The organism is Mesorhizobium sp. SEMIA396 (assembly GCF_024518615.1).
In the GTDB taxonomy this organism is placed as follows: Bacteria; Pseudomonadota; Alphaproteobacteria; order Rhizobiales; family Rhizobiaceae; genus Mesorhizobium.
The window spans coordinates 1-26,656 of record NZ_JANIFC010000014.1 but is presented as its reverse complement, the minus strand read 5'-3'; the positions used below and the strand labels follow the sequence as shown (position 1 = coordinate 26,656).

Genomic DNA, 26,656 nt, shown 5'->3' with positions numbered 1-26,656 from the left:
GCCGCGCCGGATCTCCTGGCCGAGCCGGACCGCTATTTGTCGAGGAGCCCCTGCAAGCCGTCGGAAGCCGCCTTCAGTGCTGCCTCCGAAGTCGCCTGGCCGCCAGCCGCCAGCGACAGCTGGGTACCGAGCAGATCCTCGTATTGCGCCGAATAGGTGAAGATCGGAAACGACTTGCCGGTCGCCACCACATCCTCGGCGGTCTTGTAGAAGGGATATTTCGCCAGCACCGCCGCATCGGCATAGACATCGCTGCGCACCGGCGCGTGGCCCTCGAGCGCGCGCTTCACCGAAACATCCTTGCTCTGCACCCACTGGATGAAGGTCCATGCGGCTTCCTGCTCTTCCGGCGACGTGTTCTTGGGAATGCCCCAGCCCCAGCCGCCGCTTTCGCCATGGCCACCCGGCATCACCGACAGGCCGACCTTGCCGGCGACCGTCGGACACTTCACGGCATCGTCCATCTGCGGCAGCATCCACCAATAGGTGACCATGCTGAAGGCGGAACCGCTGCACATCAGGCGCATGGTGTCATCGAGTGTCGCCGATATGGCACCCTGCTGGGCGCCATGCTGGATGTTGTCGACATAGAGATCGAGCGCCTTCTTGGCCTCTGCCGTGTCGAGGCTCGCCTTGCCGTCGGCATTAAGATAGCTGCCGCCGGCGGAGAACAGGTAGTTGGAGAATTCCATGCTGTTGGGATCGCCGCGCTGGCCCTGCATCGCGGCTCCGGCGACGCCTGCATTGGCCTTCATGAATTTGGAAATCGCCACATAGTCTTCGAGGGTCGTCGGCAAAGCGAGTTCCTTGCCGGTTGCCGTCTTGTAGGCGGCCTTGAGCTTCTCGTCGCCGATCAGGTCCGTGCGGTAGAGGAGGCCCATCGAGTAGTTGTACATGGGCACCAGGAACAGCTGATCCTTGGTCCGGCCGAGCAGGTCAAGCGTCGAGGGAATGAAGGGGCCTAGATCGTATTTGGATTTCTCGACGAAGGGTTTCAGATCGGCGAGCCAGCCGGCGGCCGGAAATTCGCCGGCCCACAGGAAGTCGACCTCGAGCACATTGTAGTAGCTCTGCGGCGCGGTCAGCTGGGACACCAGCTTGTCGTGCATGTCGGGATAGCCGATCTTCTCGAACTCGACCTTGATGCCGGTCTGCTTCTCGAATTCGGGCAACAGCGCTTCGATGATCTTGGTTTCCGGCACGTCCTCCATCAAGGCGTGCAAGGTGATGGGCTCAGCCGCCCTGGCCGGAAGCGATGCGCTGACAACAGCTGCCCCGCTCACGGCCGTCATCAGCATTTTGATCAAGGTCTGCTTGTTCCAAGTCATAACTCTCTACTCCTCTTTCCCTCTGGACGCGGCGGTGATCCCGTCACGATTTCATAACCGGCTAGCGAGCCATGTCGGCTCTCGGAGCGGCCGGCCTATTTCACGCTGCCGAACGTCAAGCCCTGGACGATGAAACGCTGGATGAAGCGGGAAGCCACGACCAGCGGCAGGATGGCAAGGACGACGCCGGCAGAGACCTTGGCGATCTGGACGCCGTTCGAGGTCTGCAACGCGGCGAGCGCAACCGGTATCGTCGCCGTCTTCGGCCCGCTCAAAACCAGGGCAAACAAAAACTCATTCCACGCCAGGATGAAGCCGAGGACGCCGGCGGCCGCGATACCGGGCATCGACACCGGCAGCACAATGCGCCAGAAGGCGCCCCAGGCAGTCGCGCCGTCGGTCATCGCCGCCCACTCCAGATCGACTGGAATGCCTTCGAAGAAGCCCATCAGGATCCAGGTCAGGAAAGGCAGGTTGAGCGCGGCATAGACGATGATCAGCCCGGTCAGCGAATTGCTGAGCTCCAGGCTTCGGAACAGCGTGAAGGTCGGCAGCACCAGCGCCACGGGCGGCAGCATTTGCGTCGCCAGAACGGCAAAACGCGCCCACCGACCGCCCGTACGGAAGCGGGCGAAGGCATAACCGGTGGTGGCGGCAAAAGGCAATGCGAGCAGAACCGAGCCGAGCGCGACGATCAGGCTGTTGAGGTAGGACTGACCGAAGCGGCTCGACAGGAGCGCCGAATAATTGTCCGTCGTAAAGGCCGGCATCAGCTCGTTGCTGTAGGATAGCTGCTCGGGCACGAAGCTCGTCCGCAGCACCCAGAGCGGCGGCAGCAGCACGATGGCGCAAACGACAATCAGCCCGAAATGCAGGCCGAAGCGGCGACGAAAGGCCGGCCGCTCGTTTCTGTCCATGCTGGTCATCGAGCGGCCCTCATGAGGCTCGGCCGCGCGATCACCAGTTCGGTTTCGGGATCAAACAGGTGCATCGGCAGCGGGTCGATGTAGAGTTCGACGATCGAGCCGACGGGCGCCGTGAAATAACGGCTCAGGCGGGCGGCGATCTCCAACGGCTTGCCGCCTCCGGCGGGATGGGCATCGTCCGTGCCGGTGGCCTGACCGGCAATCTGGCCGATCAGGACGTTCTCGGCGCCGAGGGCCTCGACGGCCACGACCCGTACGGCAATCTTCTGCCAGTCCGGCTTGTCGGGGCTTTCGTGGAAATCCTCGGCCCGCACCCCCAGAATGACGCGGCGCCCGACACGCTCGCCATAGGCGTTGCGATGGCGGGCGGGGACGGCAAGCACGGCGCCACTATCGGTCAGGACGGAGAGCCCTTCGCCAGGTGCGGCCTGAAGCGTGGCCGGAATGAGGTTCATCGGCGGCGTCGCCAGGAAGCGCGCGACGAAGGTGTTGACCGGGTCGGCATAGACTTCAAGCGGCCGGCCGGCCTGGACCAGGCGACCATCGCGCATGATGCATATGCGATCGCCCATGGTCATGGCCTCGACCTGGTCGTGCGTGACATGGACGATGGTGCGGCCGAGGCGTCGGTGCAGCTTGACGAGTTCGAGCCGCATCTCGGCACGCAGCTGCGCATCGAGGTTGGACAGCGGTTCGTCAAGCAGGAAGGCCGCCGGTTCGCGAACGATCGCCCGGCCGAGCGCGACACGCTGACGCTGGCCGCCCGAAAGCGCTGCCGGCTTGCGGCCGAGAAGATTCTGCAAACCGAGCAGGTTCGCGGCGTCGGCAATCTTGGCATCGATCACTGCTGCGTCGGTGCCGCGCATTTTCAGCCCGAAAGCCATGTTCTGCCGCACCGACATATGCGGATAGAGCGCGTAGCTCTGGAAAACCACCGCGACGTTGCGGTCGCGCGGCGCGACATTGGCGACGCTCTTGCCGCCGATGCGAAGATCGCCGGAGGAGATACTCTCCAGGCCGGCAATCATCCGCAGCGTCGTCGACTTGCCGCATCCCGACGGGCCGAGAAAGATCACGAATTCACCATCGGGAATGGTGAGATCGACCTCATGCACCCCGTAATTGCCATTGCCGTAGAGCTTGGAAACGCGATCGAGCTCGATAGACGCCATAGACTTTCCTCATGAACCCGTCTGACCCGGCTGAACGCCGAAGGCCGAAGTCGAGCGAACGGTCATCTTAGAGAACAAAATGTAACATTGAAAGCCTGCCTTCTGATCATATGTGTTCACTTTTTTGGATGGCGCGTGCCAGCATCAGGATCCGGTTACAGCCGCCAAAAGCCGTCAGGTCATGTAGACGCCGCCGGTCACGTTGACGCCCTGGCCAGTCATGAAGCGGGCTTGATCCGAGCAGAGGAACACGACGACGTCGGCGACATCCTCCGGCAACTCGAGCCGGCCGAGCGGCGTCTGCGCGATATAGTCGGCGACCACCCGTTCGGGCGTGACCTGCCGCAGATGCGCCTCCCATTCGACTTCGCGCGATTGCATGCCGGTCTTGACGAACCCCGGGCAGACGGCATTGACGCGGATTCCCTTGGGCGCGAGCTCGCGGGCAAAGGCCTGCGTCCAGCCGAGCACGGCGAACTTGGATGCCGAATAATGCGCCAGGAGCGGCGCACCGACCTTCGCGGCAAGCGAGGCGGTGTTGACGATGCAGCCCGTGCCTTGCTTGACAAAATGCCGTCCAGCGATCTGATTTGCGAGGAATACCCCGCGCGCATTGACCGAGAAGTTGAAGTCCCACTCCTCGTCGGTCAGATCGAGCGCGTGCTGCATGGTGGACACGCCGGCATTGGCAATCAGGATATCGCAGCCGCCTAGCGCTTCCAGCACAGTGGCAAAGGCCGCCTCGACGGAATCGCGACGGCGAACATCGACCGTGACGGCGGCGGCACCGCCGCCAATCTCCTCGGCCGCCTTGCGCGCGGCGTCGGGATCCAGATCGCCGATCGCCACGGCGACACCCTGCCGCGTCAGGGCGGCCGCGATCGCGCGACCGATCCCCGCGCCGCCACCCGTCACAAAGGCACGCTTGCCCGCGAGTTCGGCAAGCACTGGAGGAATGACGGAGGCAGCCGGCATGGTCGTATTCTCTCTGCTTGGTGGCGGAACGCGTTCTGTTGATATCGAGATGCATACCAATAAATTCGAACACTGCAAACATATTTTTGTTTGAAAATGTTTGATCATGCGGTAGAGTCGAAGTTGCAGACCGCTTCGTCAGCGGCTTACCCACCGGATACATCGATGGCCGACGACACCGCCTCTCCCCTATCGTCCACGCATGGCGCACCGCGCGATGCCGATCGTCAGCGCCTTCTCGCGCACGATCGACAGGCACGCATCCTGGCTTTCCTGCGCCGCACGGGGTCGCTCACCGTCGCTGCGGCAGCGGCCGAACTCGCCGTTTCCGACATGACGATCCGCCGCGATCTGGTCGAATTGGAGCGCGAGGGCAGGCTTGTACGAATCCACGGAGGTGCGATCGAGGCGGACAACCCGCCGCTGGTCGCCATGGACAGTGAGGAGCCGAGTTTCGATTCGCGCTTGCGCCAGCGCCGTGACCCGAAGGCCGCGATTGCCGCCGCCGCGGCCGCCTTGGTTTCGGGATACCGCACGATCGCATTGGATGTCGGCACCACCACCTATCTGATGGCCGAGCACCTCAAGGACCTTCCGCACGCCAAGGTGTTCACCAACAGCCTCAGGATCGCGGCGGCGCTGAACGGCGGCGTGCCCGAAGTCTATGTTGCCGGCGGCCGTGTACGGGCCGACGAGATGTCGACCGGCGGGCCCGCGGCCATCGCCCAGTTCGAGGCGCTGTGGTTCGATGTCGCCGTGATCGGCGTCTCCGGCATCACGGCGGACGGCCTCTTCGACTATTCCTTCGATGATACCGATATGAAGCGCGCCTATCTGAGACGCTCAGGCACCAAGATCGTGCTCTGCGATTCCGCCAAATTCCTGCGCATGTCGCTGGTGCGGATAGCGCCACTGTCGGACATCGACATCCTCATCACCGATGCCGAGCCGCCGGCCAAGATCGCCGCGGCGCTCGCCGCGGCCAAGGTCGACCTGCGCATCGCGCCGCCGCTGACGCGCGACTGAGGCGCAACATTTTCACTTTATCCCCAAGGAGACGACTCGATGGTATTTGAATTTTTCGGCGACAAGAAGAAGGCTGTCATCTCGATGGCACATATCGGTGCCCTGCCGGGAACGCCCCTTTATGATGCCGATGGCGGCCTCGACAAGCTGATCGATGGCGTACTCTCCGACATCCGCAAGCTGCAGAGCGGCGGCGTCGATGCCATCATGTTCGGCAACGAGAACGACCGCCCCTATGTCTTCAAGGCGCCGCCCGAAGGTATTGCCGCCATGACTGCGATCGTCCAGGCGGTGAAACCCGAGCTGAAGGTGCCGTTTGGCGTCAATTATCTCTGGGATCCGACTGCCAGCGTCGCGATCGGGGCTGCCACCGGAGCCCGTTTCGTGCGCGAGATCTTCACCGGCCTGTTTGCTTCCGACATGGGCCTGTGGGAGCCCGATTGCGCCGCCGCCTCGCGCCTGCGGCACAATCTTGGCCGCGACGACATGAAGCTTCTCTTCAACATCAATGCAGAGTTCGCACACTCGCTCGACCAGCGTCCTATTGAATTGCGCGCCAAGAGCGCGGTGTTCTCGTCGATGGCCGACGCCATCCTCGTTTCCGGTCCGATCACTGGCCAGCCGGCCGACCAGTCCCACCTGCGCAGCGTCTGCGAGACGATCAAGGACGTGCCGGTCTTCGCCAACACCGGCGTGAACATCGACAATGTCCGCGATGTCCTTTCGCTGGCGAGCGGGGTCGTGATCGGGACCCATTTCAAGATCGATGGCAATACCTGGAACGCCGTCGACGGCGATCGGGTCAAACGCTTCATGGACGTTGTCGCCACTTTGCGCTGAGAACGGCTTCCACGGCGATGCCGGCCATCGCGCCGGCTCGCGGTGATCATATCGATCGTTGCGGGCCGGCGTCCGGAATGATCGACTGGTATCGAGCAGCGGGACACGACGAGGCAGACAGGTTCGCCCGCCTGCCCTTCCCGGCATTTCAATGGATTCGACATGGCGTTCGTTCTCGGTCTCGATATCGGCACCACCTCGACGATCGGCATTCTGATCCGGCTTCCCGATCAGGTGCTGGGCCTCGCCTCGCGCCCCGTCACGCTGCATTCCGAGCATGCGGGCTGGGCCGAGGAAGATCCCGCGCAATGGTGGACCAATGTCCGCGAGATCGTGCAGGAGCTGCTGAGGACCAGCGGCATCAAGGCCGAAGAGATCGTGGCGATCGGCACCACCGGCATGCTGCCGGCGGTCGTTCTTCTGGACGAGCAGGGCGAGGTGCTGCGACCGAGCATCCAGCAGAGCGACGGCCGCTGTGGCGCCGAAGTTGCCGAACTGCGGACCGAATGCGATGAGGCGGCTTTCATCGCCAAGGCCGGCAACGGCATCAACCAACAGCTGGTCACCGCAAAGCTGCGCTGGATAGAGCGTCACGAGCCGGAGGTGTTCAGCCGCATCGCCACCGTTTTCGGCTCCTATGACTATATCAACTGGCGCCTCACCGGTGAACGTGCGGTCGAGCAGAACTGGGCGCTGGAGGCCGGCTTCGTCGATGTTTCGACGCACCGGATCGACGACGACCTGGTGGCGCTCGCCCACATACCGCGCTCGGCCGTGCCACGAAAGATCGCCTCGCATGAGATCCTCGGTTCCGTCTCGGCGAAGACCGCGGATGAGACCGGCCTGATGGCGGGAACACCTGTCGTCGGGGGTGCGGCCGACATGATCGCTTCCGCGCTCGGCGCCGGAGTTGCCAAAGCAGGCGATGTCCTCCTGAAATTCGGCGGCTCGGTCGATATCCTGATCGCCACCGATCAGATCAAGCCAGATCCCCGCATGTATCTTGATTACCACCTGGTGCCGGGCCTGTTCATGCCCAATGGCTGTATGTCGACCGGCGGCTCGGGCCTCAACTGGTTCGTACGCAATTTCGCCGGCGGCGAGATGGCCACGGCACAGGCCGATGGTATTTCGGTACACCAGCGGCTCGATGCGCTGGCGGCAGAGCGTCCCGCCGGTGCCGACGGCCTCACCGTCCTGCCTTACTTCCTCGGCGAGAAGACGCCGATCCATGATCCAGCGGCTCGTGGCGTGATCGATGGGCTGACGCTGTCGCACGATATCGGCCATGTCTGGCGCGCTTTGCTCGAGGCCTATGCCTTCGCCATCGCGCATCATATCGAGGTGCTCAACGACATGGGCCACCGGACCGAGCGCTATCTCGCCTCCGACGGCGGCTCAAGCAGCAAGGTCTGGATGCAGATTGTCGCGGATGTCCTGCAAAAGCCGGTCCAACGCCTGACCGGGCACCCCGGCTCTTGTATCGGCGCTGCCTGGACGGCGGCGATCGGCGTCGGCCTGACCGACGACTGGTCGGGCGTTTCCGGTTTCGTCAGCTTCGCCGACCGGCTCGATCCCGACCCGCGCAAGGCTGACATCTACCGCGACGGCTATCGCCGCTATCGCGATCTTTATGCGCGCCTGTCGGCTCCTGGCGCGACCAGAGCGGGATCGTCATCGTGATGTATCGCGCCGTCGCCTGGGACATCGACGGAACGCTGATCGACAGCGAGCCGTTGCATCATCAATCCCTCCTCGCCGGCTGCCGCAACTGGAACGTCGATCTTGACGACCTGCCCGACCAAGCCTTTCGCGGCATCCATATGGGCGACGTCTGGACAATGCTGCGTCCGCGTCTCCCGGTCGGGCTCGACCAGGCGGAGTGGCTCGCCGCTATCAATGCCCACTACGTCGCGAACCGGGCGAACGCCGTCCCGATCCCCGAGGCGGTCGAGACGATTCGGACCCTGGCTGACCGCGGCGTCCCGCAGGTCTGCGTCTCGAATTCCGGCCGGCAAGTCGTCAATGCCAATCTCGATGGGCTCGGCGTGCTCGACCATATGAGTCTCACAATCAGCCTCGACGACGTGTCGGCCGGCAAGCCCGACCCCACGCCCTATCGCGAGGCCTGCCGGCAGCTCGCCGTAGCTCCAGGGTCGGTGGTGGCCGTGGAAGACAGCCGCACCGGCACAAAGGCAGCACGAGCCGCCGGTCTGTTCGTGGTCGGCTATCTCCCCAGCGGCGGCCTGCTCGGCGACGTCGATCTCAGCACCAACCGCCTGTCGTCGATCCTGGACCTGTTTCCCGGCTGAGGGTTTGCGCGTCGTTCCAAGTGTGCGCTTGACCATGCATGCAGGTTTGTAGCGTGATGGCAGCTGATCGATTCACATCGATCCGGTAGGAATCCTCTTGCGCCTCGGCGTCGTGAAACCGCGAACGACACCACACCCAGGATTGGACGCTTGATGAACGACCTCCCCCGAACACTTGCAGCGGACTCGCTCGGGCCAACCGTGACGATCGGAGAAATCCTGGTAGAGATCGTCGCGAGGCAGACGGGCACCGGCTTCCGGCAACCTATCGACCTCATTGGTCCCTTTCCGAGCGGCGCGCCCGCCATCTTCATCGATCAATGCGCACGTATGGGCGGAGCGGCCGCAATGGTGGGCGTGGTCGGCGACGACGATTTCGGCGTCGTCAACATGGAGCGCCTGAAGCGGGACGGCGTAGACACTTCAGCCATCGCTGTTTCCCCGGATTATCCGACGGGCAGCGCCTTTGTTCGCTACCGCACGGACGGAAGCCGCGATTTCGTCTACAACATCGCCAAATCCGCCGCCGCCCGACTGGAATGGAGCCCGCAGGTCGAGGCGCTGATCGCGCGTTGCGGGCATATCCATGTCATGGGAACGGTGTTCGCAAGTCCCGCAGCCTGGGCGATCACCGAACGCGCGATCCCGCTGATCAAGGCACGCGGCGGCACGATGTCGCTCGATCCGAACCTGCGCAAAGAATTGCTGGCGCACGGCCAGACCGAGGAGAAATTCGCCGGTCTGGTGGACGAAGCGGACCTGCTGCTGCCGTCGGGCAATGAATTGTTCCTGGCCGCCGGCACGGACGGGGAGGAACGCGCGATCGAGGCGCTGTTCAGACGAGGGGTCAAGGAGATCGCCGTGAAGCGCGGCGAACATGGCGCGTCAGCCCGTCAAAGCACCGGAGCCCGCGCCGATTGCCCCGGCCTCATCGTCGAGGAAACGGACCCCACCGGCGCCGGCGACTGTTTCGGGGGAGCCTATGTCGCATGCCGGCGGCTGGGGATGGCGCTGCAGACGGCGCTCGAATTCGCCAACGCGGCAGGGGCGCGCAACGTCACACGCCTCGGTCCCATGGAGGGAGCCGGCACGCCGGCCGAGCTGGAGGATTTCATGGCAAGAACGGCGAGAAGAAATTGATGCGTGTGGCGATCGACGATTTGCCGGACCTGCACAGGGACGGGAAGAAAATCGGGGTGACCTCGGTGTGCTCGGCGCACCCGCTGGTGCTGAAAGCCGCACTGCGCCACGGGCGGGAAACCGGCACCACCGTCCTGATCGAGGCGACGTGTAATCAGGTCAATCATCTGGGTGGTTATACGGGCATGACGCCGGCCGATTTCGCGGCGATGGTGGAAGCGCTCGCGGCAGCCGAGCAGTGCCCGCAAAAGCTGATCGTGCTTGGCGGGGATCATCTCGGCCCCAATCCCTGGAGAGACCGGCCCGCCGAGGAGGCGATGGCGCAGGCCGGGACGATGATCGATGCCTATGTCCGCGCCGGCTTCCGCAAGATCCACCTCGATGCCTCGATGGGCTGCGCGGGTGAACCGGCGGCGCTAGACGACCACACGGTGGCCGGGCGCGCGGCCAGGCTGGCAGGCGTCGCGGAGCAGGCGGCAGCGCAGAGCGGCGGGGCAAGCCCGGTTTACATCATCGGCACGGAAGTGCCGCCGCCCGGCGGCGCCGATCACGCTTTGGATGCGATCACCCCGACCAGTCCGGAGGCGGCTCGCCAGACACATGCCATTCACGCCCAGGCATTCCAAACCGCCGGGCTTGAAAGCGCATTTTCCCGCGTCATCGGGCTTGTGGTGCAGCCGGGCGTGGAGTTCGGCAACCAGAATGTGATTTTCTACGATCGGACCAAGGCCAGCGACCTGGCGGCAACTCTGAGCACATTGCCGTCGCTCATTTTCGAAGCTCATTCGACGGACTATCAGGGCGAGAGGCCGCTGCGTGAACTCGTCGAGGACGGCTTCGCCATCCTCAAGGTCGGCCCCGAGCTGACCTTCAAGCTGCGCGAGGCGCTGTACGCGCTCGACCTGATCGCTTCCGACCTGGTGCCTGGCTATGGCGAGCGGCCACTTTACCACGCCATGGAAGAGCAGATGCAAGCCACCCCCAAGAATTGGGCAAGCCACTATCATGGAAGCGATGCCGACAAGCGGACGCTGCGCCACTACTCCTATTCCGATCGCATCCGATATTATTGGGCGATCCCGCAAGCCCGTGCCGCCTGCAACCGTCTCTTCGATACGTTGAACGGCCGCAAGGTGCCGGTGACGCTGTTTCTCCAGCACCTGCCTTCTGCAGTCACATGGGCTGGCCGCGCCTGCGACGTCGAGGAGATCGCGATCGGTCACGTCCGGCGGAGCATCGAGGCCTACGCCGGGGCATGCGGCACCTGAGATCCTCGTCCGGCACTTCAAGGCCAGAGCGGATGGCCTGGCGGGCGGCAGGAACGCTTACAGCGATGGCCCCAATCGGATCGGACTGCCGTCGCTGAAACGGGATTGACGGAACCTGTAGAGATTGTGCCCGGTCTCGTTGCCTTGGACGAGGTCGGACAGCACACGGCCGATGCCGGGTCCGATGCCGAAGCCGTGACCACTCATCCCGGTCGCTATGACGAGACCTGGGATCGCAGCGGCGCGATCGACGATGGGCACGACATCAGGCATCGCATCGATCATGCCCGCCCAGCTCGCCTTGATCGGCACAGTCGTGAACTGAGGGAACAGTTCCCTGAACCCGCGGTCGATGGCGCGAAGCGCCGACGTCTCGGGAGCGGGATTGAGGACCCGCATCCGTTCGAAAGGGCTTTCTTCATCCGCGTTCCATCTGCGCGGCGTCGACCAGCCATCCGGGTATCCTCGCGGCGCGGCCGGCAGGTAGCGTGTGCCGAAGGGATTGGCCATCAGGGCGCTGATATATTTGCCCGCATGGCGAAATGCGTCCGGCCCTATGTAGAGTTGGCTACTGCCTCCCGATGCGAGCGTATACCCGCCATCCTGCCTGCGTCGGAAAGCGATGCGTTCATCCGCGGCGGCACCGGCGTGGATTTCCGCCATCGGTGCTGTCGCGGCGACGGTCGCCCTGACGCTGAGCTGCGGAATCGAGATGCCATGGGCGCGCAGGAAGAGCGACGTCCACGCGCCGCTGGCGACGAGGACGCTCGAGGTCGCGATGAGCCCTTTCTCGGTCCAGACGCCACTGGTGCGACCCCCGGAGATGTCGAGCATACGTGCCGCGCAATTCTCGATGATCGTCACGCCTTCGCGGGCCGCCAGGCGCGCAAGCGCGGGCACGGCGACCCAAGGTTCGGCGCGCATGTCCGACGGGGTGATCATTGCGCCTTTGAACGGTAGCGCCATGGCCGGGATCAGGCTTGCCAACTCACCTTGGTCGAGGAGACGCGTGTCGACGCCATGAGCCTGGGCGATCGTCAGGAATTTCGCGAAACCGGCCATCTCCTTGTCCGTCCGCGCAAGATAGGTGACGCCCGTCTGCTTCAGTCCTATGTCCTCGCCACACTCCTGCGCCAGTTGCCGCCAGAGGCGCTGCGCTTCGATGACGATCGGCAGTTCGTCGGCATCGCGGCCCTGCTGCCGGATCCAGCCCCAATTGCGCGAGGATTGCTCGGCGGCGATGCGGCCCTTTTCCAGCAGCGTCACCGAGACGTTCCGTCGCGCCAGGAACAGTGCCGTGCTCACGCCAATGACCCCGCCGCCGATGATCACGACGTCCGAAGTCTTCGGCAGGGGCTGCTGGAACTGGATCGAGGTGGCTTCGGTGAAGGGGAAGATTGTCAAAGAGCACCGTCCTTCTTGGTATGCTGCGGCGACATCCGGTCCACGCTGGCAGCGAGATCTGGGCAGCGATATCTGGCCGCCGTGAAATGTCGATACCACGCGAGGAGATTGATCGTCAGCTAGTGCTTCAAGGCCGCCTATCGCGACGCGGGCGGCAAAGGTCGAAACAGCATCGTAAAAGCGAACGGACCTGACGCGCCCTACGGTAGACGATTTCGTCCATCTGGAAATACCAAGTGAGCGAGAAGATCGTCGCTCCCGAACCCGCCTGACTTGGAGACGATGACAGCGCCATTCCATGTGGCCGACACCATCCTGCTGACCGCCACGCCGGGCTCGTAGAGTCCCTCGCACAAGAAATGGCTGGCTCCGCAGATGCCTGCCAGCAGCCGCAGCGTCGACCCGCCTGTCACCAAGACAGAACGCGGCGTCGGCAGCCTGGCCACAAGCTGGATGAGCGATCGCTCGATGGCAAGGCGCGCCTGGGATTCCGAAGCAGCGTGGGAGGGCGCGAGCAAAACAAACGGTGGTTCGAGAGGCATGGGACTGGAGCCGTCCATCACGACGGTCTTCAGCCCGCTGACCGCTGCGACCTGGCGCAAAGCAACCGGATGGTTCGTGCCGCAGATGGCGAGATCGAGTGCCTGTGGCCGAAGGTGGGCCGTCCGACTTCCAGCGAGCATGGAGGCCAATCCACCTGAGCCGACATAAAGATCCTCGCTATCCACTCCAAAGGCTGCAATCGCCGCCGCAAGCTCGGCATCGCTTGACGCATCGGCGACAAAAAATCCCTCGCTTGCGCAGGCCTCGCCGATCATGGCAGCCGGAACCCCGTGGCCCAATAATGCATCGACAAGTGCCGGACCGACGGGTGTTATCCCATCCTGCGATACTACGTGCTGCCGGCCGTTGACTGTTGCCCGGCCCAACGCCGGAAAAGCAGGGGCGAAAAGGGCACGCCTAAACCGTCCGGCGCGAAAGGCCGCAACCGACTCTGCGACAGGGTGTCCACGCATGACGCTATCGATTTTCTTGAACGACAGCGACCGTGCGCCCGCTTTGCGATCGGCAAAAACGCCTGTGACACGATCGTATGCCGCTCGTTCCCCTAAGTCCCGGCTGTCGAGATCAATGGCGTTGCAGCCGGAGAGGCCCGGCGGCAGGTCGAGCCAGACCTTCACCGGTTTTTCTGGACTCGCGAAATAGCCGGCCGTGTCGAGCGCACCGGTGATGTCGTCCGCGACGATCAGGACATCCGGCTTGCCAAGCCCGCGCCCGTCGGGGCTACGGTTCACGCAGCGTTCTCCGTGGTCAGCGACAAGGCGTAGTCGATCGCCTCTATGAGGCTGCTTTCGCGGGCGATCCCGCGGCCGGCGATGTCGAAAGCGGTCCCGTGGTCGACGGAGGTCCGCGCGATCGGCAGGCCGAGCGTGATGTTGACGCCGCTCAGGCCAAGCCATTCACCGGTCTGCGGGTCGATCTGGAAGCCAAGCAGCTTCACCGGAATATGGCCTTGATCGTGGTACATGGCCACGACCGCGTCATAGGCGCCGCCGCGCATTTTCACGAAGACGGTATCGCCCGGAACGGGACCATGGACGTCGTGGCCGCGCGCCCTGTAGTCGGCGACAATCGGCTGGGTAATGCGGATGTCGTGGGTCCCGAAAATACCGCCCTCCCCGGCGTGCGGATTGAGCGCGGCAATCGCAACGCGAGGCGCCGTGATCCCCAGATGATTCAGGGCTTCGATCGTCAGGTCGAGAACCCGCCGCATGCGCGGCTCCGTCGCCCTCTTCGGCACATCTTCCAGCGGAATGTGGGTCGTGACGTGGCTGACGCGAAAAGAACCGTGCGCGAGCATCATCGCGCTGTCTCGCGCCCCGGTAAGCGCCGCCAGCAGCTCGGTGTGACCCGGGAACCGATAACCGGCAAGATGCAGCGATTCCTTGTTGAGCGGCGCGGTGACGATGGCCGAAGCCTCGCCGGCCATCGTACGCCGCACACCCTCGGCCACGGCCTCATAGGCCTGCCTGCCGCCTTCCGCCGACACCTGTCCGATCTCAACGGCGGAACCCTCGATCGGCCAGATGCCGAGAGGTTCATCCGCATTCGCGACGGCGGGCAATGGTAAGGCCAGCGACCGGGCTGTCCCGCCAAGCGCCGCAAGTGACCCGATCAGGCGGAGCCGAACCGTGCCAGTCTCAAGGACCGCCGCGAAATGATGGGCGGCCTTGAGCGCGATCTCGGGTCCAACGCCGGCCGGATCGCCGATGGTGATGGCTATGGTTGCGGTCATTCAGCTCTCCATAAGCGCTGTGCGGACGTTCAGGACAAAAATCATACCAGGGGCCGCCCGCCGTCGACCGGAATGACAACTCCTGTCGCGAAGCGAAGATGGGTCGCGACTGCCAGAACCGCCTCGGCAACATCGTCGGGCGTGCCCAATCGCCCGAGCGGCGTCCGGTTCGCCTGTTCATCTCGCCAGGACTCGTCGCGGCCCTTGATGAAATCAGTGTCGACGACGCCCGGTGACACCGACACGACCCTGATTTTCGGAGCCAGGGCGCGCGCCAGCGACTTGGTTAGGTTGTCGACAGCGGCCTTGGAGGCGCAGTAGGCGATGTTGCTGCCCATGGCGGTTGCGCCGGCAATCGACGAGATGTTGACAACGACGCCGCTGGCGGCGCGGTCGAGCAGCGGCCGCATTGCCCGCGTCGCGGCGATGACACCACGCACGTTGACGCTGAAGATGCTGTCGATCAACGCGTCGTCCAGACCATCGAGGTCCGGATGCGGTACGAAACGGGTTATGCCGGCGCAATTGACCAGGATATCGAGCCGGCCGAACCTTTCCTCGATCTGGCCGGCCAATCGCGCGAGGCAGTCGCTGTCGGTGACGCTCGCCTCGGCGACGAGATGATCGCGGGGCGTTAGCGACGAGACCAGCGCTTCGGCCGCCTGGCGTGAACTGTTGTAGCCGACGACGACCGACGCCCCTTCCTGCGCGAGCCTCGATACGATCTGCGCGCCGATACCACCGGTCGCTCCGGTCACCAGGGCAACCTTGTCTTGCAGCATTGCCGCCATGGCCCTCTCCGTGTCAGACGCTGGTACGTTGCTTATAAGCGACGAGCGCCATGAGATTGCGGTCGCGCCAGGTGCTGCGTTCACCGAGGCGGGATGCCGACAGTTTCTCGCGGCGTTCGGCTTCGGCCTTGCCGATCAGCGCTTCGGACCAAGGCGCCAGATCGCGCCTTGCCAGTGCGATCGCGTGGTAGAGCGGCCCCAGACGCCGCGCATAGTCGGCAATCCCGCCAGGCGCGTTGAGGTCGATCGTCTCGAACGGTCCCATGAAGGACCAGCGGTAGCCAAGCCCGTGCGACACCGTCAGATCGATGTCGGCGGCACTTGCGACACCTTCCTCAAGCAATGCCCAGGCTTCGTTGAGCAGCGCACCCTGGAGCCTGTTCAGGACAAAGCCCTCCACCTCCTTGCGCACGACGATGGCCGCCTGGCCCACGGCTTCCATTTGTTCCCGTAGCCAAGGAACGATGTTTGCGTCCGTCCATGGCGCCGGAACCAGTTCGACCAACGGGATCAGATGTGGAGGATTCACCGGATGCACCACGAGGAAGCGTGCGCGTTTTACACATTGTTCCGTAAACGCCGAGGCAGGAATACCTGAGCTGGAGCTGCCTACGACGGCATCGGGCCGCATGGCCCGATCGATCTCGAGGCAGACGGCCTGCTTGACATCGCGCCGTTCGAGCACCGATTCCTGGATATAGTCGGCATCGGCAACCGCACTCTCGAGCGTGTCGACCACCCTTAACCGCCGCATGACAGGATCGATCGCATCGATCAGCCCGGCTTCGTGCATGTCGGCAAGACTGGCGCGGATCCTGTCAATCACCGCCACGCGGATGTCGTCGCTGCCGTCATAGATGGTCACGTCATGACCAGCACGAGCGAAGACGATCGCCCAGCCGCGGCCGACGAGCCCTGCCCCGACAATGGCCACCTTGCGGATTTGCTCCATTACTGCACCCACGATTTCTCGCCGTCCGCGAGGCAGATTTCAGTGATGCGCAGGCCATCCTTGGTGATGCGCGAGGGGAAACGGTCCTTCAGCCGCTCTTCGTGGATGGGAATGACGCGCCGTGCCTCGTAATTCACCTGCTTCATCATCTCCTCGGTCGCCAGCACGAGATTGGTCTGGCTGCCGACCGCAAGGCCCACCGGGACGTAGAGCGTCTCGACATCGACGGCAGCTCCCGAGCCCTCGATATTGTCGAAGACATAGACGAGATCGCCTGCCAGCACCCAGGTATCTTCGTTGCCGTTGCGTACGGTGACCCACATCGAACCGTAGGTGTGGCTATCGAAGGCGGGATGGAGATCGACGTTCGGCAGCACGTCCTGCTTTGCGCCATCGATCGTCACCAGCCGCTTCTGGCGGGCCAGGTCGACACCGCGTACGATATCGCCAGGGTCGACGGCGACGTTCATCCAGCGCATGCGGTCCGGCAGCGACATCGCCCAGACCCATTTCGCGATTTCGCGCTCCTGGATGTAGAAGGTAGCCTTCGGGAAGTCCTCGACATTGCCGAAATGATCGAAGTGGGCGTGGGTGACGAAGACCGTGTCGACGTCCTGCGGCGACAGGCCGATCTCGCTGAGGACGGCCTCGGGTGAGTGCCAGTTCTCGACGCCGAACTTGTCGCCGAGATGCTTGCCGTAGTCCTTGTTGTTGTAGCCGACATCGACCATGGCGACGTGGCCGTTGCCCTTGATCAGCGCATAGCAGTAGGGAAGCTTGACGTGACCCTGATTGTGGGCGCCGTAGAGCACGCCGCTCTTGTGGTAGTTGGTGACGTAGCTGTACTCAAGCACCCAGATCGAATATTGACCCATCGTTTCCTCCCTGTTTTCGCCAGCGCTGTGCACAACTGCAGCAGGCATGATTGAAATCGATCGGCGTCATGCCGGCGCGCGGCTCCGACGCCGCCTGCAGCCAGGCATAGGCGTGCTTGATCCTCTCCGCTGCCCGGTCGAGATGCTGCTGCCAGTCGCGCCGCAGCCGGGCCAGGCCGAATTCGTCAAGCACTTCGCCGAGCGTCGCGTGCGCGGTCTCCAGGCGCACGCAATGGGCCTCCAGACCGCGCGGCGTCTGCAAGGCGCCCAGGCGCTGCTTGACCTCGGCCCATTGTTCACAGGCCGCCGGGATATCCGGCAGGTCGAGCACATCGCGGCGACCGCCAGCTTCGGCCAAAACCAGCAAGCCCGCGACCTGCCCAATCAGCCGGCGCAGGCCGTCATAGATGGGACGGGTGGCGACCACGTAGCGGACGACGGCCTCGTCGGTCGCCCCGTCCTTGTCGATGGCTGGTTGGAATTGCCCGCTTTCAGCGTCCGACGGCTGCGGCGCTGCAACCAGCTCGCAGTCGTAGCGGTGAACGTTGACCGCGCGTTCGAAGAAGCGCTTTGCGGATAGATCAGTCATGATGCCTCCTGCGCGTCGTCGCGCGCTCGATCACGGCGCCTGGCGCAATCATCTGCACGACCGGCTCCCGGCCAGCATTCGTGCCCAGTTCCTTGGCCAGCGAAATCGTCGCCTCCAACATCTTTTCGATGGGCTGCTTGACGGTCGTCAGCCCGTGCGAAGGCCAATGCGCCATTTCGATATCGTCGAAGCCGACGATCGAGAGGTCGTCCGGCACGTTGAGGCCCAGTTCCCGAACGCCGTCGAGAAAGCCTATGGCGAGAATGTCGTTGGCGCAGAACACGCCGTCGGGCATCTCTTCAAGATCACGTAGCTTGCAGGCGGCCTCGTAGCCGGCGTGGTAGCTGAACTGCCCCGCATCGATGACGGCAGGCACTGCAAGGCCGCGCTCGACCGCGCGTTCGCTGAAGCCGCGGTGACGGGCAACATTGGTCGAGGCATCCGCCAGCGCGGCGATGTAGGCCAGGCGCCGGTGGCCGGTGTCGGCCAGATAGTCGGCAATGCTGCGGCCGCCCAGGATGTTGTCGCAGGAGATGCCGAAAGCGTGGTCGTCGGCCGACAGCCGGTTGAAGAAGATCACCGGCGTGCCGGCGTTGCGGCACTCCTGCGCGGCTTCCGACGACAATGTTGCCGCGAGAATGATGGCGAGGTCGGGCTGGTAGTTGAGAAGAAGGCGCAGCGCCTGGTCGACCTCGCCCGACTGGTCGGCCGCGACCAGCATCACGTTCATGTCGATGGCGCGCAGCTCGGTGGTGAGCCGGGTGAGGACTTCCGGGTAGAACGGATTCTTGATGTCGGCGACGACCACGCCGACAATGCGCGTCTTCTTGGTGATGAGACTGCGCGCGAAGGGGTTTGGCGAATAGCCAATCTCCCTCGCGCGGTTCAACACCACGTCGCGCGTGCCCTTGGCGATCACCGCATCGGCGTGAAAAGCCCTGGAGACGGTCGAAACAGACATGCCGAGGTCGCGCGCCAGATCCTTCACGGTCAGGCGGGGTTTGCTGTTCTTGTTGCGGGCGATGACCGACATGAAAACTCCGTTGCGCTGCCTTAGGCCTCGTTGCGACCTCCGTAGCGGCGGACCCGGATGTTGGCCTGCTCGGCATGTCCGTAGAAACCCTCCAGGGCACACAGGCGCGAACAGTACTCGCCGATCATGGCGCTCGCTTCGTCGGTCAGGACGCGCTGATAGGTGCAGGTCTTGATGAACTTGCCAACCCACAAACCGCCAGTGTAGCGGGCCGCCTTCTTGGTCGGCAGCGTATGGTTGGTGCCGATGACCTTGTCGCCATAGGCGACATTCGTGCGCGGCCCCAAAAACAGCGCGCCGTAGTTGCGCATGTTGCCGAGGAAGTAGTCGGGATCGCGCGTCATCACCTGCACGTGCTCGGAGGCGATACGGTCGGCTTCCACAACCATTTCCTCGTAGGAATCGCATACGATCACCTCGCCGTAGTCAGCCCACGCCTTGGCGGCGATCTCGGCCGTCGGCAGGATTTTCAGCTGCCGCTCGATCTCCGCCATGGTGTCGCGCGCCAGCTTCGGCGAATTGGTCAGAAGCACCGCCGGGCTTGTCGGGCCATGTTCGGCCTGGCCGAGCAGGTCGGTCGCGCAGATCTCGCCGTCGACGCTGTCGTCGGCGATCACCAGCGTTTCGGTCGGACCGGCGAACAGATCGATCCCGATGCGCCCGTAGAGCTGGCGCTTGGCCTCGGCGACGAAGGCGTTGCCCGGACCGACAAGCATGTCGACGCGCCCGATGGTCTCGGTTCCGAGCGCCATGGCGCCAACGGCCTGGATGCCGCCCAAAACGTAGATCTCGTCGGCGCCACCCATGTGCATGGCGGCGACGATGGCCGGATGCGGCCCGCCTTGGAACGGCGGCGCGCAGGCGATGATCTTCTTCACGCCGGCGACCCTTGCCGTCACCACGCTCATGTGCGCGGAGGCGACCATCGGATATTTGCCGCCCGGCACGTAGCAGCCGACCGTGTCGACGGGAATGTTCTTGTGGCCAAGGACGACACCCGGCAGCGTTTCCACCTCGAGATCCTGCAGGCAGGCGCGCTGCTTCTCGGCGAAATTGCGGACCTGCGCCTGGGCGAAGCGAATGTCCTCCAGATCCCTTGCCGAGACTTTGGAGATGGCCTGTTCAATATCGCTGTCGGTCAGCCGGAAGCTCTGCGGCGACCATCTGTCGAAACGCTCCGACAGTTCCCGGACGGCGGCGTCGCCCCGCTTCTCGATATCGGCGAGGATCGTCTCGACGGTCGTTCGGACAACCGCGTCGCCCTGGGCGACAGCCTCGGGATCTCTGCCCCGCTTCAGAAAGGTCGGCATGTTCTCATCCTTGTCTTGGGTGGGATGGACGGCAGGGTGCCGTCCATCGATCGCATTGCTGGTCGTCAGGGCTTCACCGTCGGCTCGATCTTGGTGAGCTTGTATTCGTCGGCCGGGGCCTTGCACGACGAGCAGTTGATGCCGGGCGCGTCGGGCGCCTGCTTCACATCCGCCGGCAGCGGCTGGATGGCCGCTCCGGGCGTCGGCTTGCCCTCGAGCGCCGACTGTAGCGACAGTTCCGGCAGAAGCTCGGGATTGAAGACCTCGGTGACGAAGGATGAGGGCACCTTGTCGGACGGGAACACGTTGCAGCCGTCGGCGAAGGTGTCGCCCTTGCAAGGCTTGACCTGATCAGCCGGCACCCAGGGCAGCGGGTACTCGATGTTCATCGGCTTCAGGTCGCGCTTCTTGGTCAGGATCTCCATCATCAGCTTGAAGGCGTAGCCGGAGGTGGCGGGCGGCGAGCCGGCCGAGACGCCTTTGAGACCCATGCCCTGCATCTTCGGATCGGCAAGGCCGAGGCGGAAGCCGTCGGAGTTCTCGCCGGTCATCGGCACGAGCTTGTTGCCCTTGTCGAGCTGCGCTTGGATCGCACCGTATTCGCCGGCCTGGGCCCAGATGCCGTCGACGTCCGGATGCGCGGCGAGCGCCTTGGCCGTCTCCTGCTGCGTGGTGCGGTCATCCCAGTAGGAATAGTATTCCGCGACCACCTTGATGCCGGGATACTGGTTGAAGATGTGCATCGCGCCGTCGGTGTGGCGCTTATCGACCGAGTTGCCCGGAACGCCACGGCTCAGGAAGATGTTGCCCTTGCCGCCGAGGATGTTGACCAGCGCCTGGGCGCTGTTCTCGCCGAAACCAGCGGTGATGTAGCTGACGTTGTAGGCGCAGGGTTCGGTCACCGTCGCGTCATACATAAAGAAGAGCACGCCCTTCTGGCAGCCGCGATGGATGGTGCGGTTCAGCGCCGTCGACGAGATCGGGAAGCTGATGATGCCGTCGGCGCCATCCTGGATCATGCTCTCATAGGCCGAGATCTGCGCCTGCGGATCGGTGCCGGAGATGACCTCCTTCAGCTCCACGGTCTTGTCGTAAGGCGGCGTCTGCGCCAGCGCCTTGACGATGTTCGCGGCCTCCGACTGCCAGGAATTGCCGCTGTAGCTCAGCGACAGATAGACCTTGAGCTTCTTGTCCTGCGCGTCGGCATGGTCGATGACCGTCGCAACGCCCGCAGTTGTGGCAAGCGTCAGCGACGCGGCCAGTCCCAGTCTTCTTAACAGCTTCATTTCCATCAACCTCCCTTTGGATTTGGCCCTTTCAGGTGCCGGACCAGAGCTTGTGAGAACGTTCTCACAATTGGACAAAAAGTATCACACGCAGGCGCATGGTCATTTCCTTCGCGTCAGCAACCGATTTCCGATGTGGGTCAGGAACTCGCCCCGCAGCACCAGCAGCGCCCCGACGATGATCGCGCCCTCGATGATGGTGCGCCATCCCTCGCTGAGCCCGATGGCCGAGATCATCATGCCGAGCGTGGTCAGAAGGATTGCGCCGCCGACCGTACCGATGAAGGTTCCGCCGCCACCGAGGATCGAGGAGCCGCCGATCACGACGGCGGCTATCGAGGGCAGCATGTAGCTGTCGCCCATCCTGAGCGTCGCGCCGTTAGAGTAGCCGACCAGCATCATGCCGACGAAGCCGGCGCAAACGGCGCTGATCGCATAGGGCATGAGTTCGAGCCGGTTGACGTTGACGCCGGCGATGAGCGCGGCGTTCCTGTTGGTGCCGAGCGCGCGAAGCCGACGTCCTAGCGCGGTGAAGTTCTGCAGCAGCCAGCCGAGCAGGATGAAGGCGAGGGTGAAGTAGATGACCACCGGCACGCCGAGAAACCACGCCTTCATCAGCCATAACAGGGCCGATGGCGAACCGCCGCGCGGCGTGCCGCTAGTATAGCCGAGCGCCGCGGAGGCGATGACGATCGACGTCGCCATCGTCATGATGAAAGGCGGCACCTTTAGCCAGACGATACCGACGCCGCTCACCGCGCCGACCAGGGCACAGATGAGCAGGATGGCCGGCAGCATGTACCAGATGCCGGCGTCGTTCGTGCCGATCCAGTTCGTCGTCAAAACGCCGCCGAGCGTGATGAGCGCGGGTATCGACAGATCCAGTCCGCCGATCAGGATGACAAGCCCCTGCCCAAAGGAAAGGATGATCAGGAAGGATGCAAGGATCAGCACTGTGAGAACCTGGCTCCAGGAGCCGAGCGCCGGGCTGATGAAGCGCGAGCACAACACGAGCACGATGCTCAGTCCGAACACGACAAGTGTGTTCACCGTTTCGCGGTCCAGCTTCTGCCTGCCGCGCTGGTCGGAAGAGGCGTCGAAAGGCATCGCCATGTCCTTATGCGCGTTCACCGGGCGTCGTCCTTCTTGAGCAGGCGCGCCACCGCGTTGCCGAAGACGATCGCGAGCACCAGCACGAAGCCCTGGAAGATGCCGGTGTAGAAAGACGACACACCGCCCGAGAACAGCACTTTCTGCAAAAGCATGAGCGTGCCGGCGCCGAGGATCGAGCCGATAAGGCTGCCGCGGCCACCGCTGAGCGGTGTGCCGCCAAGCGCCACGGCGGCAAAGGTGAGCACCAGGAATGGAGTGCCCGCCGTCGGATTGCCGGTCGCGGTCTGGGCGCTCAGCATGAAGCCGGCGACGCCATAAAGGATGCCAGCGCCGACGAAGGCAGTGATGCGCACGCCCGATACGGCCACGCCGGAGTAACGGGCCGACTGCTCGTCGGCGCCGATCGCATAAAGGCCGATGCCGGTGTTCGTTCGCCGGAAGGCCAGCCACAGCACGGCGGCGGCAACCAGGAACAGACCGGCAATCGGAACGACACCGAAGAGCGTGTCGGTCAAGGTGTAGGTGACAAAGTCGGAGACCATGCCGCCGGGCGCGTCGAGGATGACGAGCGCCAGCCCCTGGCAGATGATCATCGTGCCGAGCGTCGCCGCGATGGTCTGGAGCCCGAGCCTGGCAACCAGAATGCCGTTGATCATGCCGACGATGGCGCCGATCGCGCAGCACATCAGCAGGCTGATCAGCGCTCCGCCCGGGCCGTCGAGCGGATAGACGGCCATCAGCACGTTGGTCAGCGAGACGACGCCCGCGACTGACAGGTCAAAGCCGCGACTGATGACGACCAGCGTCTCGCCCGCCGCCGCCAGCGCCAGCGGCGTCGAATTGTTGACGAGGTCGGTGAATGTGTAGACCGAGAGCGCATCGGGCTGCCAGAACGCGTAGAGCGCGTAGAGCAGGACGTAGATCAGCGCGACGATACCGGTGCCGCTGATGACGGCGCGCCAGAAAGGCGAGCGGCGAGGCGCTGGATTTGCCGCGATCGCGCTCATGCAGCCACTCCCTTCGCCGCACTCCGAGCGTGGCCGATCAGCGCGCCGACGATGGTCTGCTCGTCGATGGCGTCGCCCTGATATTCGGCAAAGATGCGGCCGCCGTAGAGCACGATACAGCGATGCGCGAGATGGACGAGTTCCGGCAGTTCGGATGAATAGAAGAGCACCGAGCCGCCGTCGGCGGCGAATTTGCGAATCGCCTCGTAGATCGACTGCTTGGTGCCGACATCGACCCCGCGCGTGGGATCGAAGAGCAGCAAGGTGCGCGCGCCGGTCATCATGACGCGCGCCAGAAGCGCCTTCTGCTGGTTGCCACCCGAAAGCTCGTCGATCTTGAAATGCAGGTAGCGCTCCTGAAGGTCGACCGCCGCGGCGGTTTTCCTCGCGGCGCGACGCTCGCCGGCGGGCCAGACGATGCCGCCCTGCGCAATGCGGGAAATGATCGGCAGCACCATGTTGCTGGCCGTGGTAAGGCCGCCGAGGATACCTTCCGATTTGCGATCCTCAGGCAGGTAGGCAAGGCCGTTGCCAAAATAGAGCGCGTCGCCTGGGCTGCCGATATGAGCGCGCACGCCGTCGATCTCGATGCTTCCGCCCTTCGCCTTGGCAAGGCCGACCAGTGTCCTGAACAGGTCGCGCTGCCCTTGACCTTCAAGCGCGGCGATGCCGACGATCTCGCCCTGCCTGACATTGAACGACACCTCGTTCAGGATGCCGCCCGAAAGGCCTTTGACGCTCAGCGCGATGGGCGCGGCATCACCTGCTACGGGCAATGTGTTGACCGTTTCACGCGCGCTGCGGCCGACCATCATCTCGAAGATGTTCTCGTCCGAGGCGCCCGAAAGCTCGACGGTGCCGATGCTGCGGCCGTTGCGCAGTATAGTGGCACGCGAGCACAAGCTGCGTACTTCCCCGAGGCGATGGGAAATATAAAGGATTGCGGTCTGCAAGGATTTTTGCCGCCGCACCAGCTCGAACAGCCATTCGACGTCGGCCAGCGCGGCCGTCGGCTCGTCGAGGATCAATAATTTCGAAGCGTGGGTGAAAGCACGGACGATTTCGAGCCGCTGACGGTCCGACAGCGAGAGCACACCCACGGGCGTGTCAGGATCGAAATACGCCAAACCATAATCCTTAAGCGTCTTTCGAGCGGAGGCTATCGCCGTGCGATGCGACGCGAGACCGAGCATGCCCCTGGGCATTTTCGGCAGCATCAGATTCTCGGCGATGCTGAGGTTGGGCAGCAGGCTGAGTTCCTGGAAGGCCGTCGCCACGCCCTGCGCCCGCGCACCGACGATGTCGTGCGGCGCATAGGGCGCGCCAAAGATCGACAGCGATCCGCTGTCCGGCTTCACCACGCCGCTGAGGATCTTGACAAGCGTCGACTTGCCGGCGCCGTTCTCGCCCAGCAGTGCATGGACTTCACCCGGACGCAGGTCAATGGAAACGGAATCGAGCGCGACTGTCGGTCCGTAAGACTTCGCAATCTTGGCGATGCGAACGGCTAGAGGGGTCTCGTCGGTGCTCATCCCTCCTCCCAAGGTAAGGTCGCAACTGCAGTGAGAACGTTCTCTGAGAACGTTCTCACCCTTTCATAAACCGATATTCGTTGTCAACCGGGTATTTGGCGGCCGCATCTCGCTCGACGGCATAGTTTGCGACTTCGCTTCGACATCGACACCGCGGGTCGGCTCATCGAGCAACAGAATTCGGCTGCCGGCATAGACCCAGCGCCCAATCACCACTTTCTGCTGGTTGCCGCCCGACAATGTGCCGACCGGCGTGTCGATCCGCGCCGTCTTGATGCCGATACGACGAATGATATCGCCCGCCGCGTCTGCCATGCGTGATGCCGAGATCACGCCGTTCACCGCCACTCTCGAGAAGTCGGTGGCGACGGTGTTCTCGTCAACGCCGAGTAGCGGCAAGATGCCATCCTCCTTGCGACTTTCAGGCTCATCCCGATTCCGCTTTTGACTCTCTCGCCATACGAGGCACTGGTGATGTTCTTTTGATCGAGCAAGACCGTACCGGCACGCACCGTATCGACCCCACCGATCGCCCCCAGCAGTTCGGTGCGGCCCGAGCCGAGCAGGCCGGCGAAACCCAGCACCTCGCCTCGCCTCGGGATCGAACGAGACACCTGAAAGCTTCGGTGGCACGGCAAGATCGCGCACCGACAACACGTTGTCTCCGCCCCTCGCCTCTCCTTTGCGCCACGAGTTGACCTAGCGCAGCACCGAGAAGCCTTAGGCGCCGGGCGGACCTGGAGGCGCAACCACCGACACCGACATTCGCTGATGGTGGCCATCTGAATTGAGAATTCGTCTCGAAGCAAAACAGCAAGATAATCCGGGTACACAATGAGGCGTGTCCCAGCCCTGATCCCATCAGTGATCCATCGCCTTGACGATCTCTTCAGTCATCTTCTTGGCATCGCCGAGCAGCATCATGGTGCCGTCCTTGTAGAACAGCGTGTTGTCGATGCCGGCATAGCCGGAGCCGAGCGAGCGCTTAACGAACAGGCAGGTGCGGGCCTTGTCGACGTCGAGGATCGGCATGCCGTAGATCGGCGACGACTTGTCGTCGCGCGCGGACGGGTTGGTGACGTCGTTGGCGCCGATGACATAGGCGACATCGGCCTGCGCGAATTCGGAGTTGATGTCCTCGAGTTCGAACACCTCGTCATAGGGCACATTGGCTTCGGCGAGCAGCACGTTCATGTGGCCGGGCATGCGGCCGGCGACCGGGTGGATGGCATATTTGACATCGACGCCATTGGCCTTGAGCTTGTCGGCCATTTCGCGCAGCGCATGCTGCGCCTGGGCAACCGCCATGCCGTAGCCCGGCACGATGATGACTTTCTGGGCGTTCATCATGAGATAGGCGGCATCGTCGGCGGAACCCTGCTTGACCGTGCGTTCGATGCCGTCATCGGCGGCCGCTGCCGTCTCGCCGCCGAAGCCGCCGAGAATGACCGAGATGAAGCTTCGGTTCATGCCCTTGCACA

The 26,656-nt window shown here is 63.7% G+C and carries 24 protein-coding genes and 1 pseudogene; 6 read left to right on the top strand and 19 right to left on the bottom strand.

The features are described 5' to 3' along the window. Positions 1-32: 32 nt before the first annotated feature. The 4 genes from NP503_RS27955 to NP503_RS27940 form a co-directional block, all read right to left on the bottom strand. The gene (locus NP503_RS27955; protein ID WP_127272703.1) at positions 33-1,328 is read right to left on the bottom strand and encodes a sugar ABC transporter substrate-binding protein; all 1,296 of its coding nucleotides are present in this window, start codon (positions 1,326-1,328) and stop codon (positions 33-35) included. Positions 1,329-1,423: 95 nt separating this feature from the next. After that, the gene (locus tag NP503_RS27950) at positions 1,424-2,254 is read right to left on the bottom strand and encodes a carbohydrate ABC transporter permease (RefSeq protein ID WP_013530271.1); all 831 of its coding nucleotides are present in this window, start codon (positions 2,252-2,254) and stop codon (positions 1,424-1,426) included. Beyond that, entirely contained in the window at positions 2,251-3,426 is a 1,176-nt protein-coding gene (locus tag NP503_RS27945) for an ABC transporter ATP-binding protein (RefSeq protein ID WP_127302116.1), read from the bottom strand. Before NP503_RS27945 ends, NP503_RS27950 begins: the two co-directional genes overlap by 4 nt. A gap of 174 nt (positions 3,427-3,600) precedes the next feature. Beyond that, positions 3,601-4,401 (bottom strand): SDR family NAD(P)-dependent oxidoreductase, encoded by an 801-nt coding sequence (locus NP503_RS27940; protein ID WP_127271331.1) that lies wholly within the window; start codon positions 4,399-4,401, stop codon positions 3,601-3,603. Positions 4,402-4,566: 165 nt separating this feature from the next. Between NP503_RS27940 and NP503_RS27935 the strand changes: the two genes are divergently transcribed. The 6 genes from NP503_RS27935 (at position 4,567) to NP503_RS27910 (ending at position 10,987) form a co-directional block, all read left to right on the top strand. Then, complete coding sequence (locus tag NP503_RS27935; RefSeq protein WP_127271648.1) at positions 4,567-5,427, top strand: DeoR/GlpR family DNA-binding transcription regulator; 861 nt, start codon at positions 4,567-4,569, stop codon at positions 5,425-5,427. Between the two features lie 39 nt (positions 5,428-5,466). After that, on the top strand, positions 5,467-6,267 hold the full coding sequence (locus NP503_RS27930) for a BtpA/SgcQ family protein (RefSeq protein WP_023809131.1): 801 nt from the start codon (positions 5,467-5,469) through the stop codon (positions 6,265-6,267). 162 nt (positions 6,268-6,429) lie between these two features. Next, positions 6,430-7,950 (top strand): FGGY-family carbohydrate kinase, encoded by a 1,521-nt coding sequence (locus tag NP503_RS27925; RefSeq protein ID WP_127268746.1) that lies wholly within the window; start codon positions 6,430-6,432, stop codon positions 7,948-7,950. Next, positions 7,950-8,579, top strand: coding sequence for an HAD family phosphatase (locus NP503_RS27920; protein WP_127268747.1), 630 nt, complete (start codon positions 7,950-7,952; stop codon positions 8,577-8,579). The genes NP503_RS27925 and NP503_RS27920 overlap by 1 nt, the downstream gene beginning before the upstream one ends. Positions 8,580-8,732: 153 nt before the next feature. Then, positions 8,733-9,719, top strand: coding sequence for a sugar kinase (locus tag NP503_RS27915; protein ID WP_127268748.1), 987 nt, complete (start codon positions 8,733-8,735; stop codon positions 9,717-9,719). Continuing rightward, on the top strand, positions 9,719-10,987 hold the full coding sequence (locus NP503_RS27910; RefSeq protein ID WP_127268749.1) for a D-tagatose-bisphosphate aldolase, class II, non-catalytic subunit: 1,269 nt from the start codon (positions 9,719-9,721) through the stop codon (positions 10,985-10,987). Before NP503_RS27915 ends, NP503_RS27910 begins: the two co-directional genes overlap by 1 nt. A 57-nt stretch (positions 10,988-11,044) precedes the next feature. Here NP503_RS27910 and NP503_RS27905 read toward each other — a convergent pair whose 3' ends face one another. The 15 genes and pseudogenes from NP503_RS27905 to NP503_RS27835 all read right to left on the bottom strand — a co-directional run. After that, the gene (locus tag NP503_RS27905) at positions 11,045-12,391 is read right to left on the bottom strand and encodes an FAD-binding oxidoreductase (protein ID WP_127271655.1); all 1,347 of its coding nucleotides are present in this window, start codon (positions 12,389-12,391) and stop codon (positions 11,045-11,047) included. Between the two features lie 200 nt (positions 12,392-12,591). Continuing rightward, a complete protein-coding gene (locus NP503_RS27900) occupies positions 12,592-13,686 on the bottom strand; it encodes a four-carbon acid sugar kinase family protein (RefSeq protein WP_127271657.1) in 1,095 nt (364 codons plus the stop codon). Then, entirely contained in the window at positions 13,683-14,687 is a 1,005-nt protein-coding gene (gene pdxA / locus NP503_RS27895) for a 4-hydroxythreonine-4-phosphate dehydrogenase PdxA (RefSeq protein WP_127271304.1), read from the bottom strand. Before pdxA ends, NP503_RS27900 begins: the two co-directional genes overlap by 4 nt. 41 nt (positions 14,688-14,728) lie before the next feature. After that, entirely contained in the window at positions 14,729-15,478 is a 750-nt protein-coding gene (locus NP503_RS27890) for an SDR family NAD(P)-dependent oxidoreductase (RefSeq protein ID WP_206517165.1), read from the bottom strand. A 13-nt stretch (positions 15,479-15,491) separates the two neighbouring features. After that, positions 15,492-16,442 carry a 3-hydroxyacyl-CoA dehydrogenase gene (locus tag NP503_RS27885; protein WP_236383432.1) on the bottom strand — a complete coding sequence of 317 codons (951 nt, stop codon included), beginning with the start codon at positions 16,440-16,442 and terminating at the stop codon, positions 15,492-15,494. Then, positions 16,430-17,305 (bottom strand): N-acyl homoserine lactonase family protein, encoded by an 876-nt coding sequence (locus NP503_RS27880; RefSeq protein WP_127269454.1) that lies wholly within the window; start codon positions 17,303-17,305, stop codon positions 16,430-16,432. The genes NP503_RS27885 and NP503_RS27880 overlap by 13 nt, the downstream gene beginning before the upstream one ends. Continuing rightward, the gene (locus NP503_RS27875; RefSeq protein ID WP_127269455.1) at positions 17,277-17,894 is read right to left on the bottom strand and encodes a hypothetical protein; all 618 of its coding nucleotides are present in this window, start codon (positions 17,892-17,894) and stop codon (positions 17,277-17,279) included. The genes NP503_RS27880 and NP503_RS27875 overlap by 29 nt, the downstream gene beginning before the upstream one ends. After that, entirely contained in the window at positions 17,887-18,927 is a 1,041-nt protein-coding gene (locus NP503_RS27870) for a LacI family DNA-binding transcriptional regulator (protein WP_127269456.1), read from the bottom strand. Before NP503_RS27870 ends, NP503_RS27875 begins: the two co-directional genes overlap by 8 nt. Positions 18,928-18,947: 20 nt before the next feature. Then, the gene (gene hisD, locus NP503_RS27865; RefSeq protein ID WP_127271660.1) at positions 18,948-20,237 is read right to left on the bottom strand and encodes a histidinol dehydrogenase; all 1,290 of its coding nucleotides are present in this window, start codon (positions 20,235-20,237) and stop codon (positions 18,948-18,950) included. Positions 20,238-20,302: 65 nt separating this feature from the next. Further along, on the bottom strand, positions 20,303-21,523 hold the full coding sequence (locus NP503_RS27860) for a sugar ABC transporter substrate-binding protein (protein ID WP_127271662.1): 1,221 nt from the start codon (positions 21,521-21,523) through the stop codon (positions 20,303-20,305). A 102-nt stretch (positions 21,524-21,625) separates the two neighbouring features. Continuing rightward, a complete protein-coding gene (locus NP503_RS27855) occupies positions 21,626-22,654 on the bottom strand; it encodes an ABC transporter permease (RefSeq protein WP_127267390.1) in 1,029 nt (342 codons plus the stop codon). Beyond that, positions 22,651-23,643 (bottom strand): ABC transporter permease, encoded by a 993-nt coding sequence (locus tag NP503_RS27850; protein WP_127267391.1) that lies wholly within the window; start codon positions 23,641-23,643, stop codon positions 22,651-22,653. Before NP503_RS27850 ends, NP503_RS27855 begins: the two co-directional genes overlap by 4 nt. Beyond that, positions 23,640-25,175 carry a sugar ABC transporter ATP-binding protein gene (locus NP503_RS27845; RefSeq protein WP_127267392.1) on the bottom strand — a complete coding sequence of 512 codons (1,536 nt, stop codon included), beginning with the start codon at positions 25,173-25,175 and terminating at the stop codon, positions 23,640-23,642. Before NP503_RS27845 ends, NP503_RS27850 begins: the two co-directional genes overlap by 4 nt. Before the next feature lie 126 nt (positions 25,176-25,301). After that, positions 25,302-25,838 (bottom strand): annotated as a pseudogene (locus tag NP503_RS33445) (ATP-binding cassette domain-containing protein); the annotation flags it as partial. 198 nt (positions 25,839-26,036) lie between these two features. Then, positions 26,037-26,656 (bottom strand): NAD(P)(+) transhydrogenase (Re/Si-specific) subunit beta (locus NP503_RS27835; protein ID WP_164767434.1); only part of this gene is annotated, 620 nt, incomplete at its 5' end.

Excerpts from the sequence above, each read along its gene's own strand:
- NP503_RS27955 (WP_127272703.1), bottom strand. The coding sequence starts at position 1,328 with ATGACTTGGAACAAGCAGACCTTGATCAAAATGCTGATGACGGCCGTG.
- NP503_RS27950 (WP_013530271.1), bottom strand. The coding sequence starts at position 2,254 with ATGACCAGCATGGACAGAAACGAGCGGCCGGCCTTTCGTCGCCGCTTC.
- NP503_RS27945 (WP_127302116.1), bottom strand. The coding sequence starts at position 3,426 with ATGGCGTCTATCGAGCTCGATCGCGTTTCCAAGCTCTACGGCAATGGC.
- NP503_RS27940 (WP_127271331.1), bottom strand. The coding sequence starts at position 4,401 with ATGCCGGCTGCCTCCGTCATTCCTCCAGTGCTTGCCGAACTCGCGGGC.
- NP503_RS27935 (WP_127271648.1), top strand. The coding sequence starts at position 4,567 with ATGGCCGACGACACCGCCTCTCCCCTATCGTCCACGCATGGCGCACCG.
- NP503_RS27930 (WP_023809131.1), top strand. The coding sequence starts at position 5,467 with ATGGTATTTGAATTTTTCGGCGACAAGAAGAAGGCTGTCATCTCGATG.
- NP503_RS27925 (WP_127268746.1), top strand. The coding sequence starts at position 6,430 with ATGGCGTTCGTTCTCGGTCTCGATATCGGCACCACCTCGACGATCGGC.
- NP503_RS27920 (WP_127268747.1), top strand. The coding sequence starts at position 7,950 with ATGTATCGCGCCGTCGCCTGGGACATCGACGGAACGCTGATCGACAGC.
- NP503_RS27915 (WP_127268748.1), top strand. The coding sequence starts at position 8,733 with ATGAACGACCTCCCCCGAACACTTGCAGCGGACTCGCTCGGGCCAACC.
- NP503_RS27910 (WP_127268749.1), top strand. The coding sequence starts at position 9,719 with ATGCGTGTGGCGATCGACGATTTGCCGGACCTGCACAGGGACGGGAAG.
- pdxA (WP_127271304.1), bottom strand. The coding sequence starts at position 14,687 with ATGACCGCAACCATAGCCATCACCATCGGCGATCCGGCCGGCGTTGGA.
- NP503_RS27890 (WP_206517165.1), bottom strand. The coding sequence starts at position 15,478 with ATGGCGGCAATGCTGCAAGACAAGGTTGCCCTGGTGACCGGAGCGACC.
- NP503_RS27880 (WP_127269454.1), bottom strand. The coding sequence starts at position 17,305 with ATGGGTCAATATTCGATCTGGGTGCTTGAGTACAGCTACGTCACCAAC.
- NP503_RS27875 (WP_127269455.1), bottom strand. The coding sequence starts at position 17,894 with ATGACTGATCTATCCGCAAAGCGCTTCTTCGAACGCGCGGTCAACGTT.
- NP503_RS27870 (WP_127269456.1), bottom strand. The coding sequence starts at position 18,927 with ATGTCGGTCATCGCCCGCAACAAGAACAGCAAACCCCGCCTGACCGTG.
- hisD (WP_127271660.1), bottom strand. The coding sequence starts at position 20,237 with ATGCCGACCTTTCTGAAGCGGGGCAGAGATCCCGAGGCTGTCGCCCAG.
- NP503_RS27860 (WP_127271662.1), bottom strand. The coding sequence starts at position 21,523 with ATGAAGCTGTTAAGAAGACTGGGACTGGCCGCGTCGCTGACGCTTGCC.
- NP503_RS27850 (WP_127267391.1), bottom strand. The coding sequence starts at position 23,643 with ATGAGCGCGATCGCGGCAAATCCAGCGCCTCGCCGCTCGCCTTTCTGG.
- NP503_RS27845 (WP_127267392.1), bottom strand. The coding sequence starts at position 25,175 with ATGAGCACCGACGAGACCCCTCTAGCCGTTCGCATCGCCAAGATTGCG.